The 19,695-nt window shown below is 43.3% G+C and carries 16 protein-coding genes; 12 read left to right on the top strand and 4 right to left on the bottom strand.

Annotated elements, in window-relative coordinates; all coding sequences use genetic code 11:
- Positions 1-67 precede the first annotated feature (67 nt).
- The gene (gene rpsB / locus J4227_01960; GenBank protein ID MBS3109270.1) at positions 68-661 is read left to right on the top strand and encodes a 30S ribosomal protein S2; all 594 of its coding nucleotides are present in this window, start codon (positions 68-70) and stop codon (positions 659-661) included.
- A gap of 70 nt (positions 662-731) precedes the next feature.
- On the opposite strand, the gene J4227_01955 is transcribed toward rpsB, so the two are convergent.
- Positions 732-1,463 (bottom strand): DNA repair protein RadB, encoded by a 732-nt coding sequence (locus J4227_01955; GenBank protein ID MBS3109269.1) that lies wholly within the window; start codon positions 1,461-1,463, stop codon positions 732-734.
- 53 nt (positions 1,464-1,516) lie between these two features.
- Here J4227_01955 and J4227_01950 point away from each other — a divergent pair, with 53 nt between their 5' ends.
- From J4227_01950 to J4227_01920, 7 genes are all read left to right on the top strand, one after another.
- On the top strand, positions 1,517-3,016 hold the full coding sequence (locus J4227_01950) for a glycosyltransferase family 39 protein (GenBank protein ID MBS3109268.1): 1,500 nt from the start codon (positions 1,517-1,519) through the stop codon (positions 3,014-3,016).
- A 9-nt stretch (positions 3,017-3,025) separates the two neighbouring features.
- Positions 3,026-4,561 carry a hypothetical protein gene (locus J4227_01945; protein MBS3109267.1) on the top strand — a complete coding sequence of 512 codons (1,536 nt, stop codon included), beginning with the start codon at positions 3,026-3,028 and terminating at the stop codon, positions 4,559-4,561.
- A gap of 51 nt (positions 4,562-4,612) precedes the next feature.
- The gene (locus J4227_01940) at positions 4,613-5,890 is read left to right on the top strand and encodes a glycosyltransferase family 2 protein (GenBank protein ID MBS3109266.1); all 1,278 of its coding nucleotides are present in this window, start codon (positions 4,613-4,615) and stop codon (positions 5,888-5,890) included.
- 4 nt (positions 5,891-5,894) lie between these two features.
- Positions 5,895-6,596 (top strand): thioredoxin fold domain-containing protein, encoded by a 702-nt coding sequence (locus tag J4227_01935; protein MBS3109265.1) that lies wholly within the window; start codon positions 5,895-5,897, stop codon positions 6,594-6,596.
- Between the two features lie 120 nt (positions 6,597-6,716).
- On the top strand, positions 6,717-9,296 hold the full coding sequence (locus J4227_01930; protein ID MBS3109264.1) for a glycosyltransferase family 39 protein: 2,580 nt from the start codon (positions 6,717-6,719) through the stop codon (positions 9,294-9,296).
- Between the two features lie 12 nt (positions 9,297-9,308).
- Positions 9,309-10,739 (top strand): phospholipid carrier-dependent glycosyltransferase, encoded by a 1,431-nt coding sequence (locus J4227_01925; protein MBS3109263.1) that lies wholly within the window; start codon positions 9,309-9,311, stop codon positions 10,737-10,739.
- A 36-nt stretch (positions 10,740-10,775) separates the two neighbouring features.
- Positions 10,776-12,341, top strand: coding sequence for a glycosyltransferase family 39 protein (locus J4227_01920; GenBank protein MBS3109262.1), 1,566 nt, complete (start codon positions 10,776-10,778; stop codon positions 12,339-12,341).
- On the opposite strand, the gene J4227_01915 is transcribed toward J4227_01920, so the two are convergent.
- The gene (locus J4227_01915; protein ID MBS3109261.1) at positions 12,325-12,822 is read right to left on the bottom strand and encodes a TIGR00270 family protein; all 498 of its coding nucleotides are present in this window, start codon (positions 12,820-12,822) and stop codon (positions 12,325-12,327) included. The genes J4227_01920 and J4227_01915 overlap by 17 nt on opposite strands.
- A 211-nt stretch (positions 12,823-13,033) precedes the next feature.
- Between J4227_01915 and J4227_01910 the strand changes: the two genes are divergently transcribed.
- Together J4227_01910 and J4227_01905 are read left to right on the top strand one after the other, a co-directional pair.
- On the top strand, positions 13,034-13,726 hold the full coding sequence (locus tag J4227_01910; GenBank protein ID MBS3109260.1) for a winged helix-turn-helix transcriptional regulator: 693 nt from the start codon (positions 13,034-13,036) through the stop codon (positions 13,724-13,726).
- Positions 13,727-13,953: 227 nt separating this feature from the next.
- Complete coding sequence (locus J4227_01905) at positions 13,954-14,484, top strand: adenylate kinase family protein (protein ID MBS3109259.1); 531 nt, start codon at positions 13,954-13,956, stop codon at positions 14,482-14,484.
- A gap of 157 nt (positions 14,485-14,641) precedes the next feature.
- Here J4227_01905 and J4227_01900 read toward each other — a convergent pair whose 3' ends face one another.
- A complete protein-coding gene (locus J4227_01900) occupies positions 14,642-15,334 on the bottom strand; it encodes a hypothetical protein (GenBank protein ID MBS3109258.1) in 693 nt (230 codons plus the stop codon).
- 600 nt (positions 15,335-15,934) lie between these two features.
- Positions 15,935-16,876 (bottom strand): helix-turn-helix domain-containing protein, encoded by a 942-nt coding sequence (locus J4227_01895; protein MBS3109257.1) that lies wholly within the window; start codon positions 16,874-16,876, stop codon positions 15,935-15,937.
- Positions 16,877-17,158: 282 nt separating this feature from the next.
- Between J4227_01895 and J4227_01890 the strand changes: the two genes are divergently transcribed.
- Together J4227_01890 and glmS are read left to right on the top strand one after the other, a co-directional pair.
- A complete protein-coding gene (locus tag J4227_01890) occupies positions 17,159-17,857 on the top strand; it encodes an NTP transferase domain-containing protein (protein MBS3109256.1) in 699 nt (232 codons plus the stop codon).
- 5 nt (positions 17,858-17,862) lie between these two features.
- A complete protein-coding gene (gene glmS, locus J4227_01885) occupies positions 17,863-19,689 on the top strand; it encodes a glutamine--fructose-6-phosphate transaminase (isomerizing) (GenBank protein ID MBS3109255.1) in 1,827 nt (608 codons plus the stop codon).
- Positions 19,690-19,695: the final 6 nt, after the last annotated feature.

Below are 19,695 nucleotides of genomic sequence, written 5' to 3'. Positions count from 1 at the left end.
ATTTCTTCAATGTTACAGCACAATCAACACTATATGAAGAACGTAAAAATCAGAATGGAGGATTAAAATGGCAGAAGAGCAATTTTTGTTGCCGACTAAAATATATTTGAAGTCAGGCATACACATCGGCACAAGGTTCCAGACAAAATACATGGAGCAGTTTATCTACAAGATACGGTCGGACGGGCTTTGCGTCCTGAACCTCCAGAAGATAGATGAAAGGCTCAAGCTTGCGGCCAACATGCTGGCCAATTACGCGCCCGAGGATATAGTTGTTGTCAGCAGGAGGGAAAACGGCTGGGACGCGGTCAGGCTTTTTGGAAAGTACACGGGTGCCAGGGTTTTTGCCGGCAGATACCCTCCAGGAATACTCACGAATCCACAGCTCGAGATTTTTACAGAAGCTAAAATCATACTGGCAACTGATGCATGGCCTGACAGGAACGCAATCAATGACGCGCTGAAGGTTGGCATACCCGTAATTGCCTTGTGCGACACAAACAACCAGGCAAATGGAATAGACCTTGTGGTGCCGTGCAACAACAAGGGCAAGAAGAGCCTGGGATTGCTTTTCTACATCCTTACAAGGGAATACCTTAAAAGAAGGGGCACGCCAATCTCAGATGAGGAGCTGAAGATTGACCAGTGGATGGAGGAATAATTTTTCCTTTTGGCATTCATTATTTTTTTATTTTTCTAACTATCCTGCATTTGGCCCCTTTAATTTCGTCTCACAAAATGGAAATGCCTTTTTCAAGAATCTCGAAAGCAACTTCTTTCCTGCCTGTTCCCTTGGGCTTTTTCAGGACAACCTGCCTTCTCTTGTTGTCAATGCGCCTGATTTCTATAACATATCCGCTCATATGGTCTATCACTGACCCACCTACGATGGAGGCTTCCTGCTTGGTCTCAGGGCTTGCCTGCACCTGGGCTGTAATGAATACAGGAATGTTGGATTTTCGCGAAATGTCATTCAGGTAGCTAAGCTGGACCCCGAGATTGCGATTGATCAAATAGGCTTTTTTGTCCTTCTTGGCGAATTCCAGCCTGTAGAAAACAGAGATTGGATCCACAACAAGCAGGCCAACGCCTTCCCTGATGCCTTTTCTGAGCCTGTCAAATAATTTTTCCTGGTCTTCAAAGCCCTCCGGTGTTACAATAATAATCTTTGAAAGGATATCCCTTGCCTTTCCATCGGGGGCTATTTGCTTAATCCTTTCTGCAGAAAAATTGTTCTGGGGGTCCACATAAATTATCTTTTTTCCCTGCAGGGCGACATTGATGCAGGCTTCAAGGCAAATCATGGTCTTGCCAGATCCTCCTTCGCCATAGATAGTTATGACTCCCCTGATTCCAGGTGATAATTTTTGCAGTATCCCTCCAACTTCTTGCTTTCCCGTCATTGCATCCAGCCTAATACCCTGAACCGGCACCATCAAGGCACTTGCAGCCCAAGTGCCCATGTATGCTTACTCTTACATAAACCTTTTTATACCTTCATATTTTTTACTATCCGATGATAAAGAAGGAATATTTAGCGCTTGGACTGATATTTGCATTAGTTTTCTCCATAAGGCTATATATCGCGTTCGGAGACGAATACCTTGACTATGATGCATATTTCAATCTTCGCCAGGCGGGCATTATAAGGGAAACAGGCATTCCGGCATACAACGACGAGCTCAGCTACGGTGGCAGGTTTTTCACATTTTTGCCCTCTTTTCACTACTTGCTGGCAGGGGGAAGCTATTTGCTGGCACCTGACCTTGTGGCAAAAATTTTGCCTAATCTGCTCGCAAGCCTTCTGACCATAGTTGTCTTCCTCGTCAGCAGGGAATTGACCAAGAATTCGAATGCCTCTCTTTTTTCAGCCCTGCTGTCAGGGTTTATCCCGATATTTTTTGCTGAAACAATAGTCTCTGCCTCAGTGATGTCATTCGTGGTCCCGTTGCTGTTCTTTTTGATGTATTGTTTTATGAAAATCCAGCAAAACAGCAAATATGTCACATCCTACATAATTTTCTTTGCCATTCTTGTCCTTGCCCATCCAATATCAATTGTACTGATAATGGCAATCTACTTTTACCTGTTGATCTGCAAGCTCGAGAAGATCAAAATTTCGCAAAAAGAAATTGAGCTGGCCATATTTTCGGCTTTTTTATGGCTCTGGGCCAATCTCATGATTTACAAGAAAGCAATCCTGATTCACGGGTACTCTGTTATCTGGCAAAACCTTCCACCTATCCTTTACCGCCAGAATTTTGTAGGCATTGATTTTTTTCAGGCAATCCTGATGATAGGCGTGCTGCCTTTCCTGTTCGGCATTTACATCATATACAAGGGGCTTTACGGACAGAAGAATAAGAACCTGTACATACTTGTTGCATTTGCGGTTTCCATAGCCATCATATTATGGCTGAAACTGATCAGCCTCACAATAGGGTTTATTTTTCTTGGGGCGGTGTTGGCTGTGCTGTTCAGCCAGTTCTATGTCAAGTTTTTTTATTACATACAAAAGACCAAATTAGCGCATTACTGGCCTTATATGGTAATCGGGCTTTATGCCGTTGTCATCATCACATCGCTGGTGCCATCTATAGAGGCAGCAGATGACAACAAGAATATGAACATGCCAACTGCGGCTGAAGTCGAAGCCTTGGCATGGCTGAGGGAAAATACCCCTGAATCCAGCACAATCCTGGCATCACCTGAAGAGGGGCATATCATTGCTTATATGGCAGGCAGGAAGACTATTGCAGACACAAATTTTATACTCATAGGTGATTTGGGCCAAAGGCTTGAAGATATCAACACGCTCTATAAAGGCCGATTCCTGACAAACGCTGTTTTATTGCTGAACAAATATGGTGTCAATTACATTTATCTGAGCCCAAGGACCAGAAGGGCGCTTGACGTTGACAGTCTTGCTTACGAGGACGGAAAATGCATAACCAAGGTATATGATTCGGACAATATCATGATATACAAGTCAAGCTGCATTGTAAATCAAAATTAAGGGGAAAGAATGGCAAAGATTACCATAAGCAAATCAGGGGGCAAGAAAAGCCTTCCTGCCGGCAAAAAGTTTTTGATATTCAGGATTAGCAATTTTAGGTTCAGCTGGATATATGCGCTTATTTTTGCCCTTCTGGCAGCTGCAATAATATTGTCCCTCCCGATTATTCTCAGGCATATTGATGGCAATCCTTACTTGCCTGGCGAACACTCCTACTACAATGCCAGAATTGCTCAGGCATATTCAAAGGACAACCAGATAATTACCTATGACCCGCTCAGTTACGGCGGAAGGCCTTATGTGTTTGACCCTTACCCGATAGCGCTTTCCAGCTTGTCAAGACTGGTGGGAATAGAATCAGCCTCCAGAACACTTCCCTTCATGCTGGGGATTTTCTCAGTACTTTTGCTATTTATGATTCTAAAAAGCCTCAATGTGAATCCCAAGCACAGCTTTTTGGCTGTGGTGATATTTATCTGCTCTCCCCTTTATATTGATACTTTTTCAAAATCCAAATCTGCAGGGTTTGCAATTTTCCTTTTCTTGCTGGGTTCTTACCTCTTCATCTCTGAAAACCTGTTCATTGCAAGCCTGTCAACAATCATATTCCTTGTCATGCCACTGTTTGGCGTGGCGCATGCTGCATCAGCCATCCTGATTCTGCTGGCCTATTCCATTTCTTTCAGAAAAATAAAGCGCTATCTCGCAGTTTTTATACCAGTAACCCTGTTGTCAGCTGTATACCTGATTCTTCTCAATCTCACTCTGACATCAGAAGCTCCTGGATTTGCCCAAACAAGCTTCGTCTCATCGTTTTTTGCAGGCATAGGCTCTGCAGCGGGCATCTCAATATTTGTCATAATACTCTCTGTGCAATCCATTTTTATCACATGGCCCAAAAAGGAGAGATTTTGGCCTGTATACACCATCATAGCTGTCCTGAGCCTGTTGGTTCTGCTAAATAAGGACTTTGTTTTATATGCAAATATAGCCATATGCGCCTTGTCGGTGTTGGCTTTTTTTCACCTGATAAAATCACGATGGGAAATCAAGCTCTTGAAAAAAATGACATTGCTTGTCTTGGTATGTGGAATACTTTTCAGTGCCATAAACAACGTGGCAACGATTTCCAAAGCAGAGCCATCAGTCAAAACTGTGGCCGCCCTTAGCTGGCTGGGCCAGAATAGGTATTCCATCGGCCTTGCCGAGGGCACAATGCTCAGCCACTATTCCAATGGGGTCTGGATTGAATATTTCACAGGCATGCCTTCTTTCATGGATTCCAAATTCGAATTTGCGCCAAATCCAAATGGCCGCTATGAAATCTCTGAAGAAATCTTCCAGTCCAGGGACCTCAAAACAGTGGTTTCATTGTTGTCCCAGAATAATATTAGGTACATATTTATAGACGAGAAAATGAAGGAAGGTCTGGTCTGGAAGAGGCCTGACCAGGGCATGCTTTTGCTGCTGAAAAACAACGAAACTTTTAAGAATATATATGACCAGGATAACATGGAAATCTGGGAAGTAATTTCATTTGGGTAATGTGCATCCCGCCACCACGTTTTCAGGCAACATCGGGGAATCAGGGTTAAAATGGATTTCGGAACAACGCTAATAATATGGGGAGCATATATTGTCGGCCTATACATCACTATATTCTGGCTTATGGTCTTCATTTCCAGGGAAATGGCCTTTAAGGAAGAAGAGGATGGGGACAGGGCATTACTGGATTTTCCCACGGTAACAGTGGTCATCCCTGCTTATAATGAAGAGCATCACATTTACAGCTGTCTTGAATCCATTTTTAGGCTTGAATACCCTCCAGAGAAGCTGCAGGTCATTGTGATAAATGATGGCAGCAAAGACAAAACAGCCCAAAAAGTGAAAAAATTCATGCGGGCTGAGAAAACTGGCAATCGCCTTACTCTCATCAGCAAAGCCAACAGCGGAAAAGCCAATTCCCTGAACATAGCCCTGCAAAGGCTTCATACAAAATTATTTGTCTGCCTTGATGCAGATTCCACAGTAGAGCCCGACACCCTTAAAAAAATGGTCCATACCTTTGAAAAAGGCGGTTCCAGGCTCGCCATTGTTACCCCTGCAATGAAAGTAAAGAAGCCAAAGAAATTTTTCCAGAAGCTTCAGAGAATAGAATACATTTCTGTTATTTTTGTGGCCCGCCTGATGAGCCAGCTGGACTGCCTTTACGTGGCACCGGGGCCGTTTTCACTCTATAGGACATCCATCATCAAAAAGCTGGGGGGCTTCAGCGAATCAAACCTCACAGAGGACATGGAAATCGCATACCGGGTGCAAAAGCACAATTACAAGATCAAGCAGTGCTTTGATGCGAATGTCTACACCATTGCGCCGGAAAATACCAGGGAACTGTACAAACAGAGAAACAGGTGGTATAAGGGGGGCCTTCTCAACGCCTATAAATATCGCAACCTTTTCCTGAATAAGAATTACGGTGATTTTGGCATTATGCAGATGTCCGTGAATGTCTTCAATTTTTTCCTGGCGATTGCAGGGCTGACGTTATTCTCATACTTTTTCCTTTATCCAATAATCAAGCAGCTTTGGAACACATGGCTTATTCGCTTTGACTTGCTTCCATACCTTGAAGATTTCTTCACCTTCAAGTTTACGGTGCTGGACATTGACATTTCTAACGTTTTCATTTTCGTGTCCCTTTTTTTAATTACATTCGCAACTGTGGTTTTGGCTCATCGCAATGCCAAGGAAAAAGTGAGAAAAGCGAGCGTCTTCCAGATCCTGTATTACTTTTTCCTCTATTATATCATGCTCAGCTTTATAACCTTGATTGTAATACTGGAGGTCATAATAGGCAAAAGGCAAAAGTGGTAGCAGCATGGCATCAAATCGCAAATTCAGCAAGAAAATATATATGGCAGCAGGGGTATTCACCCTGCTTATATTTGCACTCGGCGTGGCACTTGGAATAATCATGGATTACCAGCGGCTGCGCTGGTCCAGCCAGGCAAATGAGCAATTTGACCTTGATTACAAGCGGCTTCAATTCCAGACCATATATCTGACATATATACAGAATGACAATGCAAGCTGTTCTGTTCTGTACGGCAGCCTTGACGATGCAATATCAGATTTGGATTACTCTCTTGACAGGGTCACGCAATATGAGCAGGAAAGCAGGCTGCAGAAGAACCAGTTCACACTGATCAAGAGGAGATATCTTCTCGACAACCTGAAATACTGGGTTCTTGCCAGGGAAACTAAGCGCAACTGCAATCTGGATGTAGTCACAGTCCTGTATTTCTTTTCTGAGGAGAATTGCCCGCAATGCTCAGACCTTGGTGTGGTGCTGACATACCACAAAAAAATTTATGAGCAGAGCCTGCTGGTTTTCCCAATCAATGTTGACCTCGAGAAAGACGAGCCTGTAATAGAATTGCTGCGAAAGCGCTATCAGGTTTACAGCCTTCCTGCAATAGTTATAGAAGACCAGAAATATGAAGGATACTACAACAGGGCGCAATTGGGGGATATTATCTGCTCCAGTTTCAGTAATTCCAGGCCAGAATGTGCCGATTGATGGCTCAGGCATGCAATACGATATTTGCCATATAAGCCGCACAAGTTGGGTTCTCGCAGCTGCCATACCATTGCACCTGCCCTAGAAAGCTTTTTATGGCCAGCCAAATAGGCAGATTCAATGCTTTCCAAAAGCAAGAAGGATGATAAGACAGGGGTATTGCGCTTGTTTTGGGTATTCATTGCAATATTCTTATTTTTGCAGATTCTCATGCTTGTTTTGTATCCCCGGATTTACTGGGACAGCGCTGTATACATTGGCATTGCCAAGTTTTTATTTTCCGCAGGGCATTTGGGTTTCATGGAAATTATTCGGCCTATAGGGCTGTCTCTTCTAATTGGGCCATTGTGGAAGCTGGGCATTGATGTTATCTTGGCTTCCAGGATTTTGGCCATAGCCTTTTCAATCTTGTTCGCATATTCAACCTTCCTTTTGGGGTCAAGGGTCTTCAACAAGGAGACTGGTCTTTTGTCATCTGTGCTTGTAATGACGACTTCTTCATTTTTTTTCTGGGCAAGCCAGCCAATGACCGACATACCTTCAATCACATTTTGCATTCTGGCAATATATTTCCTGCTGGGGAAAAAATACTGGCTTGTGGGCTTATTCTCATCCCTTGCTTTTCTTTTCAGGTGGCCCAGCGGGCTGGTTCTGGCAGTGTGCGGCCTTGCCATGGCGGCGGCCACGCTCATCAGCCTCCCACGCGGCAATTATAAGGCACAAATCAAAAAAAATAGGAAAAATACTGTTGGAGGCGAGGGAAAATTTTATTCGCACTTTTTCCCCCTTTTTGTCAGCATCCTAAAAATGCTCATTGCCTTTGCCATCCCTGTCATGATGTTTATGGCATTTAATTATGCAATCTATCATGGGGAAACCGCAAAAGTGTCACATGCGCTTTTCAGGCCATGGATTCTTGGCATATGGCACCAGGAAAACCCTGCTGAGGCAATACATGGCATATATGCCAATCTTATGTACTATCTTTTTGAAATGGCAAGGCAGAATTTCCTCTTGCTGTTATCAATTGCCGGCCTGATACTCCTTGCGCGCGCAAAATTTTGGGAGGATAGCAATAAAACGGCGCTCATGGCTTCCTTTCTCATATTTTTCTCTTACTACACATATATTGGCAACAAGCAGCCAAGATTTTTGATATCTTTCCTCCCATTTGTGGCAATACTCTCAGCCTATGCTATCTTGCATTTTACAAGAAATCAGCGAATCCTGCCCGCACCTCCTAAATTCATGCCACTTTTGGTGACCATTTTTGTCATTGCTGCAATTTCAGGCGCAGCTTTGAATGTGCCGCTGGTAATGGATTCTGCAAATTATAACCCTGGTTTCAAAAAAGGGCTCAACAAGGCATTTGCCAATTTGCCCTTTGGCACGAAAATCATAACAAATACTCCCGTCCCTGCAGCATACCTGGATTACCTATTTGTTCCAAACTATTACTCACAGGAGGGCTATTATCAGGCATTTGCAACAGACCAAAAAGCAGGAGGCCTGGTATACATAAGTGCGGGTATAACATGTTTCCGGAAAGATATTGACTGCCAGAATACAGATGATGAATTCCTGCAAATCCTATTGCAGAGGTTTAATCTCATTGCTGTTTTGTCAGATGGTGAAAGGCCATACTATATTTTCAGCAAGGATGAGACGCTTCCCTCTCTTAATGACAAGTATTTGCTTGACCGCGCTGTTACCCTTTCCAGGATTCCCTATGGGGGAAACAGCATAATAGTTTTGCGCATGGACAATGCAGCAGGAGTCTATAGGGAAGATGGCAAGGGCAACATCTGGAAAGCAGAAAGCTTCAGCCGGATTCTGAACGACTTGAATTCCACGCCATTGACCTTGAGCATAATCCCTGCTGATTTGCTTGAGCTGAATAATTCGTCTCTGGACCTGCTTAGGAGTTATATCTCAACGCACGATATTGCCATAGCACAAAATGGCTTCTCATACCATGACTATGGGCTGGGATCAGAATTTGCAGGCCGGGATTACGCATCCCAGTGGAATGACATTGAGCAGGGCAGGAATATTATCGAAGATAAGCTTGGGATTGTCCCCTTGGCTTTTGTCCCTCCATATTCATCATCGGATAAAAATACACTGAAGGCATTGGCCAGCCTTGGTTATATAATTTACAGTTCTGTTCCCGGTGACCCAATTGTTGCTGATGAATACGGTCTTAAGCGATATGACCAGGGGATTTCCATGGTTAAAGACTGGGCTTCAATGAAAAATAAGGATGCGGATGCGCTTATTTCTGAGTATGAGGCAAGCTGGCCAGTCAAGCCTTATGTCTTGCTTGCTTTCCAGCATTTCAACTTTGAAACTGGTGATTTTGCCAGCCTTGTTTCTTTTGTGGAATATGCAAAGGACCATCGCGCTCAATTCATGAATCTTGACCAATTGCATCTTTGGCTGGGTTTTTTGGATGGCGTACAGCTCACTGCATCAGACAATAACATTGGCATAAATGTTTCCCCGGAAATCCAGGAAAAATATCCTGATTTCGCCACAGCCGTGACACTCTCTATAAAAGCTTCTGTCAACATGTCTGTTTCCACAAACCTTCAAAGCATAATCCTCCTAAATTCAGCCTCCAAGCCCATAACAGTCTGCCTTCCTGAGTGCACAATTATAGATGCAGGCAATTATATGCGTTTTCAGCAAATATATTAGAAGGGGCAGTAGATGAAGCAGCATGACCGAAAGAATAAGGCATATGAAAATATATTCCTTGCGCTATTAATACTATTTTCTTTTGTAATAAGGCTGTTCCCGGTGGATACAAGCTATTTCTTTTGGGATGAGACAGTTTATCTTCAAAATGCACAATATTATGCAGGCATGCCTGCAAGCTATACCGAGCTTAATATCAGGCCACCATTGCTTCCAATGATGCTATCAGGCATCTACTCTCTGGGGTTGGATGCTGAAGTCTGGTCCAGGGTCCTGATGGCATTTCTGAACAGCCTTATGGTGCTGCTGGCTTTTCAATTTGCAAAACAGCACAGCAGTAAGGCAGCATGGATTTCAGCTGTCATTGTCTCGCTTTTGCCTTTCCACATCCTTGCCAGTAAATGGGTGATGACCGATGCACTTGCAGCCCTAATCTCGGGCGCTTCCGTATACTTTTTCTTTCGCGGAATTGCACAGGTCCCTAAAGCAAAAAAAAGCAATTTCTCCATGCAAAATATTTACATGGGCATTTCTGGCCTTATATTTGGGTTATCCATCCTTGTCAAATTCACATCAATAATATATGCTGGCGTATTATTTCTGGCGCTGATTTATCTTATTCCCATCCCTTCCTGGCCTGCCAAATTATCCAGCCTGTCAGCTCCTCTCTTGCTGTTTGCCGTGTTTGCAATATTGCCAATGGTGCCATATTTGGCATGGAGCCATGCAACCTTTGGGAATCTTTACCGGCCTTTCCATGACGCATTTCATGTGGTTGCAGAGAATGAGCCCACAAGCCTCGCATTTTCCCTGTGGTCATTGGCCGATTTCTTCGGCCTGTTTATAGTAATTTTCATAATTTTTGCCTTTTATAATTTTCATGGGCGAAAATCTTATTCAGGGAATTTCAGTAGCTTCATGATGTATTGGGCGCTTTTCATGCTTTTGTACTATTTTGTGATACTGCAGCGAGGCGTTGCCAAGCCAATCTCCATGGAATGGGAAGCCGAGCGTTTTTTATTGCCCGCATTGCTCCCTGTTATTTTATCGTGTTCTTTGTTCCTGTCCAATATTAAATCACAGGTTATCTTCCCGATTGTTGTAATCATTTTAATGTTGCAGGCACAGGGATATTCCAGGGCCTATACACCCTCAATTGGATTTGAGAATGGGTTAAGGCAGGTCACAAAGGATGCCTCTGGTTTCTTGAGGCTAAATATTGCCGATGGCTCAATTGTCTACTGCAATCTCAACTGCCCTGTGATCGCATACTATTCCAAAATGGAAGTGAGGCAAATACATGATTTTCCCAATCTTGGGCCTGCAGAGCATGTGCTGATTCTGCATGACCTCAGGGAGCCCCGCGTTTATGCAAGGCAGGGATCAAGGTATTTTATTGCCAACGGGCAGTGGGAGGCAAATTATTATAATTACAAGGAGTGATGCAGTTTGATGCTATATGGCAGACGGAGGCTTTTCATGTCGAGGAAAAAATTTCAGGCTGGCCAATCAGGCAAAACAGGCAGAAAATATGGCCATTTGAGTGACCCACTGCTTTCCTTGATACTGCTTATCTCCTTGGCAATTGCCCTGTTCCATTTTTCTGCAACATCAGTTTGGTGGGATTCCTCAGTTTACATAGGCATGGGAAAATACATGTTTTCTAACGGTGCCTCAGGCTTTTGGGAGGATGTAAGGCCCCCCTTGCTCCCTGTAATCCTTGGCCTTGCCTGGAAAATCGGGCTTGACCCGCTAATTGCCGGCAAGGTGCTTATGCTCGCCGCAGGCCTCTATTCAATCTACCTTGCTTACACAATTGCCATGAATATTTTCGGAAGGCCCACAGCCCTGCTCGCTTCGGCAATGCTTGCCTTCTCCCCAACCTTTGTTCTTTTCCAGGGTCTCATACTAACTGATATATTGGCTGTATGCCTGTCGCTTTTTGGCATTTATTTGTTTATCAGGAGGCATCTTTATTCTTCAGGAGTTGTTTTGGCTTTGGCTTTTATTGCCCGTTTCCTGCATCTGGCTGTTTTCCTGGCAATGCTCGTCTTGACGGTAATAATGGCATTGGCTGCAAACAAAAAAGGAAGACCTGCAGGTCCTTGGCGAGGAAATGGTGATGTCATTGCAATTGTACTGGGGTTCTTGACCATCTTGGTTCCATTTTTGGCATTCAATTTTGGAATGTATGGCAATATTTTTCAGCCATTTATCCGCCAAATTTTCATGTCAAAATACACTGGCTGGATCTATTGGAAGCCAGCTGGCTTTTACGTTGTTGGCCTGCTTAAGGAAAATTTCCTCTCAATATTTTTTATTGCAGGCATTCTTGGCATAAGGCGGTGGGCACAAAGGGACGCGGCGGTGGATAGGCAGCATGAATCAGAAGACAAATCCAAATTTTATTGGCATGCGTGGCTCATCACTTGCCTGTTTATCCTGTATTTTGCATATTTCACCATAATCCAGCACAAGGAAATGAGGTTTGCACTTGCCTTTTTGCCCTATCTGTACATTTTGGCGGGCTTTGGGCTTTTCACGGCATGGCAGTCTGCAAGGACTATCCGTGTAGGAGATGTTCATGCGCGTGTAAAAACCTTTGAAAAAACCATTGTCATTATCTCGGTCATTGCGGGGATGGCATGGATGGCACAATCTTACGTCGGCATCGGTCAAGCTTGGAATTACGCTCCACGTTATATCCCCTCTGCATTCAATGAGCACCTTTCAAGTCTCGACAATCAGGCGCAGGTATGGGTCTCAAGCCCCCTGTTCATGGCAAACAGCGACTTGAAGTCAAGTGGCCTGATGTACTATCCATTGTTTGATAGCCAAAAAATCCTACAGCTTTCGAACCAGCTGCGGTCAGCGAGCGACATACTGATTGATACATGCGATTTTGAATGCCCACCATGGGATGCAGGCTGTGAATCTGCAAAGTCCGCTTTATTCGCACAAATAAGGCAAGAATTCAATACTAATTATGAGGAGAACGGCCTTATCTGCTCTTATTACATCTTCAGCGCTAGGCACGTTTCCTGACTGTGATCAAGTCGCCTATTGTGACCTGGTCTCCGGATGAAGCATTGCCCATGCTGATTTTCTTCTCCTCATATTCTTCAATGAGGCTGACTTTGAGCAATTTCTCAAACTTCCTGGCCATTTTTATCGGCATCTCATAGGAATTTGTCTCAATCTTGTGTATTATGGATTCCCTTTCTGCTAAGAATGCAGCAAATTCCTTTTGGGTCATGCCCATCCTTTCCCTTTTCCTGTGCAATATTTCAGCATAATCCCCGACGATAATTTCCTGGATTTCAGGCTCTGGCATGGCGCGCGGCCGGGTGTTGAATGTCGACAGCACTGATCTTTTCTGGATTGTGGCTTTTTCATCTTTTTTTGCGCTTGCAAGCGCCTCAATCATTTCACCAAACTTTCCGCAATCTGCACAAACCGTCATTTCAGTCCCTTCTATCAGGACTTTCTGGCTGGCAATATTAATACCGCACATTTCGCACTGCATGCTCTCACCCCAAGAACAATTGATATGACATTTATAGGATTTTTTACATTCCATCATTTAAATATTTTATGTATATACATTTATGCCGCACTATTTCCCAGGCATCCATCTTCACACACCTTCACGCGGCCAGGCCATAAATGCCATCATAACTTTGACCTGATTCGAAGTCACAGGCAATTTTAAATATATGTCCGGATTTATATCTGGAATGGCAGAAGAATCATTCATGCTGGTTTCACTTAAGGAGAACCAGGCTAAAAAGCTGGCCCAGGTTATTAGCAATGAGACCAGCAGGAAAATACTTGATTTTCTATCCCAGCAGGAATCCACGGAATCAGAGATAAGCAGGGCCCTGAAAATGCCTATTTCAACAGTCCACTACAACCTCCAGCATTTGGTCGAAAACAAGCTTGTAATCGCCGAGGAATTCCACTACAGCCAAAAAGGCAAGGAAATGCTCCACTATAAGCTCGCAAACAAGCTGATTATCATTGCGCCGGCCACAACCGACGAAGGATTCATGAAAAAACTTAAGCGCCTATTCCCTCTTGGCATCATAACACTCGCAGCAACAGCAGTAATCGCCATCATAAACCAGTCATCCAACATATTTTTTAGTGCCCTTTCCCGCAGTTCAGCCGGCATGGACCCAATTGCAGCCAAAGAGGCCGCACCAATGCTTATGGCAGAAAGCACAGCTGACGTGTCAGCCACGGCAACAGCAGCACAGGGCGCTGCGGCAACGCAGGCAGATTTTGCTGCCAGCACCGCGCAATCCGTTTCCTCCCCTTCTTTTTTTTCATGGAACAGTATCGCAGTCTGGTTCCTTGTCGGAGCCGTTTTTGCAATTTTCATGTATTTTCTCCTTGAAAAGGTCAGGGAAAGAAAACAGGCAAATTAGAGAATTTTGTAAATTAGGCACCATAAACCTTATCCAAAATTGCCCATATTGAGTATCAATCATATATCATCATGAATGTAAAAATCATCAAAGAGGGCAACATGTCAAAACATCGCTTTAATTTTATCAAAATAAGCCAAAATTAAGCAAATAATTTCATATATAAGTTGAATCAATATTACAAATAATATAAAATTAATAATCAATTAATATACTTATATATCAAAATGAGCAAAAAAATTTCAATCCAAAAGCCCATTATAGTGGCAATAAGTGGAACTCCTGGAACAGGGAAGACAAGTATAGCCAAAGAACTCTCACTTTCCAAACGCTGGAAACTAATTGAAATCAGCAAATTTGCCAAAAAACATGGCTTATACGAAAAATATGACCGTGCGCGTCAAACTTACATTGTGGATGCATCCCATCTTGTTAGGCATCTTAAGCAGGCTATAATGGCATTGCAGGGCCATAATGGTATCATTGTCGATGGCCATATGGCCCACTTTCTGCCGGCATCTTATGTGGATTTGTGCGTTATTGTGAAAGCCGACCTCCATACAATCAGGAACCGCCTTAGAAAAAGGGGGTATTCTGCCACAAAGGTGAGGGAAAACCTTGATTCTGAGATATTTGATATCTGCCTGGAAGAGGCGAGGTCATTTGGTCACAGGCCTTTGATTTTGGACACTGGCAAGAAAACCATAAAAACCCTCGCAAAGAAGATCCTTTCAGCGCTTAAACTTAGAAAGAATTGATTCTTGGGAACAAATAAGCCAAGTAAAAAAATTGGCAAGGGATTTGCATCTTAAGTCACCATTCAAGTCAAATCATGCCCAAAAAGGCTAATTGATTTGTCCCGACTTGTCCCGTCCTTAGAGGACAAAAGGACAAATCATTTGGGACATGGCATTTTTACCTGCCGGATACCCTTATTTTTTCTTCTTTTTCCAAAAAGAATCCTTTTGTTCTTATGCCTATGGGCTTTGATTTTACCAGGACTTTTTTTGCCCTCAATTCATAAATCAAGTTCCTAATGCTTTTGTCTTTTTTTCCGAGGAGTTTTGACAAATCCTGGTAGCTCAGGGGCCTGTCCGCGCGATAAAATATGTTTATCAACTCCATCTCGCTTCCTGTGAACTCATGCTTACCGATAAATTTGGTTTCGCTTTGATTACCTATTTGGTTTATTTCTGGTGTAATCATTCGTATTTCCTTTGCAGTCTGGTCAACGAGGGACATGTCCCTTAATTGTCCTTGACTTGTCCTCTGTAGTGTCCTCAGTTGTCCTTCTTCAAGTTTTTCAAGCTTTTTTAGCAAATCTTCCTGATTTTTTCTCAAATCCAGTATGTTTTTTGTTGTTTCCTTTACGAAATTATGCATTTCAAGGTTGTGCCTGTGCAAATAATTGATCCATCTATTGAGCTCCTGCACATCCCTCCTTGTCATATCCACATGCCTGAAATGTGAATTTTTTATGAATTCATGCTTGCCATGCAAGTGGGCAATCCACTGCTGTATTAGGTATATGTCCCTGTCAACTTTTGACATGCTCTTATTTAGCTCTGTAATTGCGTTTATAGCTGGTTTTTTTCTGAATAGTCGCATTTTAAATCCCTCCTTATAATTTTAAGGTCTTATAAAGTTTGGTTTAATTTTTGAAGCATTTTACAGTCTTTTTTATCTATTTTATATACTCTTGACAGTTTAACTAACATCAAAAATGACCTTTCCATATCATCTTTTCACCCATCAGCACTAAAATGCACACATATGGAATTCATATCTGGAATACATTGCTGATATCTGATATATACCTTCTATCATGCTTTCCATCCCTTCCCTGTTGCTGTTTAAACTTGTTTATAACTTGTTTATATATGGGAAACGTGTGTTTTCGAGACTCCCCTCTTTTATGGGTTGCCACGGCAGCCTGAGTGGCCATATCGAGGATTTGCAGGGCATATTAGCACAATCAACCTCTCAACTTTGGCATTATGCATCTTTTTTTGGGTATTTCGCAAGTATCTGATATATGGAAAGTGAGGGTTCCTATGATTTGGCAAGCTCAGATTTGCTCCGCATATCTGCCGAATTTGCCTTTTCTTGCCCGGCCACTTGAATTTTTTGGTTCTATCATATACACTATATATGAAAATAAATCTCTGCAATACGGACCATCGTGGAAATGCTTATTAAATGCTCATTTTATTCCAAAATCTCAACACTGTCAAGTTTCCCATCACCATCTTCATCAAATCCCTGCACAATTGCTGACCATGCCTTTTGTCCTGTATATGAGCCCATGAGTCTCTTAGTGTGGCGAGTGAGAGCTAGCACTGCTGCTTTTGTGCCCGGGCTGCTTATTCCAGCAAGTATAATGACATATCTGTTGGGAAAGTGAGGATTGGGGATTTTTGCCACTACTCCAATTGACTCTTCTGTATATTTTTTCTGGGTCTTATCCGAAAACAGGCCCCACGGTTTATTGTCAGCAAACCTGGCTGGCATTTTTTCCTGCACCGTCGACACCACAAGGTTGGTTACCGGCCCGCCAACCAACAGGAAATTGGTGTCCGTCGACGATAAATTGATGTCAACATCAAGGCTGACAGCGAAGTCAGATGGCATTTTTACATATTTACCGAGGAAAATCGACAAATCAATAGCATAATGGCTGTCCCTTGCCCTTGCCTTGAACGGGCCATGGGGATCAGGACTGCCGACGACTATCTTGCCCTGCAGTTCCCCTTCCATTACCAGGGGCTCGAGAAATGCCTTAAGTTTTTTATCCATCAGCCCAGTTTCAGCAACTGAAAAGTCCTTCCAATCATCGCTGAGGAGCACAGCAAAATTCAAGTCTTTTACTGCCAGTTTTTTGGCCATTGTGCCCCTGATTTCCTGCCTTTCCACGACGTGGATTATGCTAGCGTTCATCAGCTGCTTGATGTGGTAATATACCAATTGCTCATGCATTTTCAGGGCCTTTGCAAGCTCTGCAGGATACATGGGCATTTTGCTAAGCGCTTTAATGATTTCTATCCGTGCAGCATTGTCTATTAATTTAATTGCCGAAGGCTTGTCAAGCAATTTAATACTCTGCCGCTGAAGCCCTTTGCCCTCATCCCTTACTATGAAGCTCTCAACCATTTTAATTCGGGCTCAGGAAATCTTTTATTATTTAAAAACTTTTTGTATTATTATAAATTTCATTATAATATTCTTATAGTATTTTATAATATAAAATTTCAAAATATACACTTATAAACATTTAAAATTTAATTTAATCTATTTGTCATTCTAAAAAAGAATTTAAAGTTTTATAATCACTTAAATTCATGTAATAATAGTTATCCAATCTTTATTTCACTTTTTATTATAATGTTTTTTTCAATTAAATATTTATACCACATCAAGTTTGTTCTTTTTACCATGATAAGAAAAGCTGTTATTATGGCTGCGGGAAAAGGCGTGCGGATGATGCCACTCACCAAACTGGTGCCTAAACCATTGATACATATAAATGGCAAACCTTTTCTCTATCATCTGCTCATTCGCCTGAAAAAAGCAGGCTATTCGGATTATGCAATTATTGTTGGGCATAAAGGCAGCAAAGTCAAATCATTTTTGCAGGAATATGGCTTTAAAGCCCGTTTAATCCACCAGGACAAAAGACTCGGGACTGCCCATGCCTTAAAGCTTGCTTCAAAATTCACTGGCCATGACCAGTTTATTGCCCTCGGCGGGGACAGTTTATGGTCTGTGCCTGACCTCCGAAAAATTTCAAAAGACGATAAACTCAGCTATGTGGCCACCACAAAAGTCAAGGACTGGAAAAGGTACGGCATTATCGTGGAGAAAAAAGGCTATCTTTCCCGCATAGTTGAAAAGCCAAAAAAATTTGTCGGGAATCAAATAAATACAGGGCTTTACAAATTTACTCCTGAAATTTATGATGCAATTGCAAAAATAGGCAAATCCTCTAGGGGGGAATATGAGCTCACAGATGCCCTGACTCTGCTCGCAAAAGGCAAAAAAATTCGGACTGTAAAATGCCAGGACGCCTGGATTGACATGGGCTGTCCAGAGGACATACCACTTATTGATAATTATCTCAAAGGGGCCAGGTGAAACAAATGTGCGGAATTTTTGGATACATTGGAAAGAAGTTGCCTCTTAATGTAGTAGTCAGAGGCCTGAAAAAACTAGAATACAGAGGCTATGATTCCTGGGGAGTTGCATCAAAGGCGCGTGGCAAAATCGAATCTGAGAGGCACGTTGGAAAAATTGGCGAGGCAAAAATCATTGCCAAGCGCATGAAGGAGAATAATGGGATTGGCATTGGAATCGGGCATACACGCTGGGCAACGCACGGCGGGGTTTCTGAGCAGAATGCCCATCCTCAATTTTCATGCAATGCTGCAATCTCAGTTGTCCATAATGGCATAATTGAGAATTTTGACAGCCTCAAGCAAATTCTGATTAAGGAAGGCCACAAATTTTCCAGCGAAACTGATACAGAGGTCATTGCCCACCTTGTGGAAAAATTCTATCAGGGCAATCTCGAACAGGCTGTTTTGATGACGCTCAGGCAGCTGGTTGGAACTTATGGAATCCTGGTCATCCACAAAGACGAAAGCAAAATCGTCGCTGCGAAAAATGGCAGCCCCCTCGTTCTGGGGATAGGCGACCATGAGTATTTCATTGGAAGTGATGTCTCACCAATCGTCGAATACACAAAGAAAGTAATCTATCTGGATGACGGAGATGTCCTTACACTGACAAAGTCTGGCTATAACATCACCGATGGTGACAATACTGGCCAGGCCAAGAAAGTTGAAAGAGTTTCCTGGTCCGTTGACCAGATTGAGAAAAAGGGCTTCAAGCATTTCATGCTCAAGGAAATCTTCGAGCAGCCTGACAGCATCCTCAATACCATGCGGGGAAGGCTTCAGAAAGACAATGTAAAATTGGGCGGCCTAAACCTGCCGGAAACCCAGGTAAAGTCAATTAGCAGGATAATCATCGCGGCTTGCGGGACTTCCTGGCACGCTGCCCTGGTTGGCGAATATCTTATGGAGCAATACCTGAGGATTCCTGTTGAAGTTGAATATGCATCCGAATTCCGGTATCGCAGTCCTGTGCTCACCAAGAATGACCTTGTGCTCGTTATCAGCCAGTCCGGGGAAACTGCTGATACCCTCGCAGCATTGAAGCTGGCAAAGGCAAATGGGGCAAAAACCCTGGGCATTGTCAATGTTGTGGGCAGCACAATAGCCAGGGAAGCAGGCGGCGGTATCTACACCCACGCCGGCCCGGAAATCGGGGTTGCCAGCACAAAAGCATTTTCCAGCCAGGTAATAGCGCTGTGCATCCTTACCCTGCATATCGGAATCCTTCGCAAAATTGTCTCTCCTGCAAAAGCAAAAGAGCTTATTGCCCACATGCAGGACCTTCCAGCACAAATGAAGAGCATCCTAAGCCAGGCATCGGGAGTGGAGCAGATAGCAAAAAAATATGCAAAATCCAACAATTTCCTTTATTTGGGCAGGGGCTATGAATTCCCTATTGCCCTGGAAGGCGCGCTGAAGCTCAAGGAAATCAGCTATATCCACGCTGAAGGCTATCCTGCTGCTGAAATGAAGCACGGGCCGATTGCCCTGATTGATGCAAACATGCCGGTTGTTTTTCTTGCAAACGAAACAACTGCCTACGACAAGGTTATCAGCAACATGAGGGAAGTAAAGGCACGGCACGGCAAGATAATTGCCATTGCCAGCGAAGGTGACACCCTTATAACCCAAATCGCAGACGATGTAATTTTTATACCAAAAACGCTTGAAGTGCTTATGCCTGTCCTGAGCACAATCCCCCTTCAGCTGCTGGCGTACTATATAGCAGACCTGCGGGGCTGCGACATCGACAAGCCCAGAAACCTGGCCAAGAGCGTGACGGTGGAATGAAATGGA

Source organism: Candidatus Woesearchaeota archaeon (assembly GCA_018303405.1).
Lineage (GTDB): Archaea > Nanobdellota > Nanobdellia > Woesearchaeales > JABMPP01 > JAGVYD01.
The sequence above is the reverse complement of the archived record's forward strand: the minus strand, read 5'-3'. Positions and strand labels throughout refer to the sequence as shown.

What these genes read in the sequence shown, in the direction of transcription:
- rpsB (MBS3109270.1), top strand. Translation starts at nt 68, where the DNA reads ATGGCAGAAGAGCAATTTTTGTTGCCGACTAAAATATATTTGAAGTCA.
- J4227_01955 (MBS3109269.1), bottom strand. Translation starts at nt 1,463, where the DNA reads ATGGGCACTTGGGCTGCAAGTGCCTTGATGGTGCCGGTTCAGGGTATT.
- J4227_01950 (MBS3109268.1), top strand. Translation starts at nt 1,517, where the DNA reads ATGATAAAGAAGGAATATTTAGCGCTTGGACTGATATTTGCATTAGTT.
- J4227_01945 (MBS3109267.1), top strand. Translation starts at nt 3,026, where the DNA reads ATGGCAAAGATTACCATAAGCAAATCAGGGGGCAAGAAAAGCCTTCCT.
- J4227_01940 (MBS3109266.1), top strand. Translation starts at nt 4,613, where the DNA reads ATGGATTTCGGAACAACGCTAATAATATGGGGAGCATATATTGTCGGC.
- J4227_01935 (MBS3109265.1), top strand. Translation starts at nt 5,895, where the DNA reads ATGGCATCAAATCGCAAATTCAGCAAGAAAATATATATGGCAGCAGGG.
- J4227_01930 (MBS3109264.1), top strand. Translation starts at nt 6,717, where the DNA reads ATGCTTTCCAAAAGCAAGAAGGATGATAAGACAGGGGTATTGCGCTTG.
- J4227_01925 (MBS3109263.1), top strand. Translation starts at nt 9,309, where the DNA reads ATGAAGCAGCATGACCGAAAGAATAAGGCATATGAAAATATATTCCTT.
- J4227_01920 (MBS3109262.1), top strand. Translation starts at nt 10,776, where the DNA reads ATGTCGAGGAAAAAATTTCAGGCTGGCCAATCAGGCAAAACAGGCAGA.
- J4227_01915 (MBS3109261.1), bottom strand. Translation starts at nt 12,822, where the DNA reads ATGCAGTGCGAAATGTGCGGTATTAATATTGCCAGCCAGAAAGTCCTG.
- J4227_01910 (MBS3109260.1), top strand. Translation starts at nt 13,034, where the DNA reads ATGGCAGAAGAATCATTCATGCTGGTTTCACTTAAGGAGAACCAGGCT.
- J4227_01905 (MBS3109259.1), top strand. Translation starts at nt 13,954, where the DNA reads ATGAGCAAAAAAATTTCAATCCAAAAGCCCATTATAGTGGCAATAAGT.
- J4227_01900 (MBS3109258.1), bottom strand. Translation starts at nt 15,334, where the DNA reads ATGCGACTATTCAGAAAAAAACCAGCTATAAACGCAATTACAGAGCTA.
- J4227_01895 (MBS3109257.1), bottom strand. Translation starts at nt 16,876, where the DNA reads ATGGTTGAGAGCTTCATAGTAAGGGATGAGGGCAAAGGGCTTCAGCGG.
- J4227_01890 (MBS3109256.1), top strand. Translation starts at nt 17,159, where the DNA reads ATGATAAGAAAAGCTGTTATTATGGCTGCGGGAAAAGGCGTGCGGATG.
- glmS (MBS3109255.1), top strand. Translation starts at nt 17,863, where the DNA reads ATGTGCGGAATTTTTGGATACATTGGAAAGAAGTTGCCTCTTAATGTA.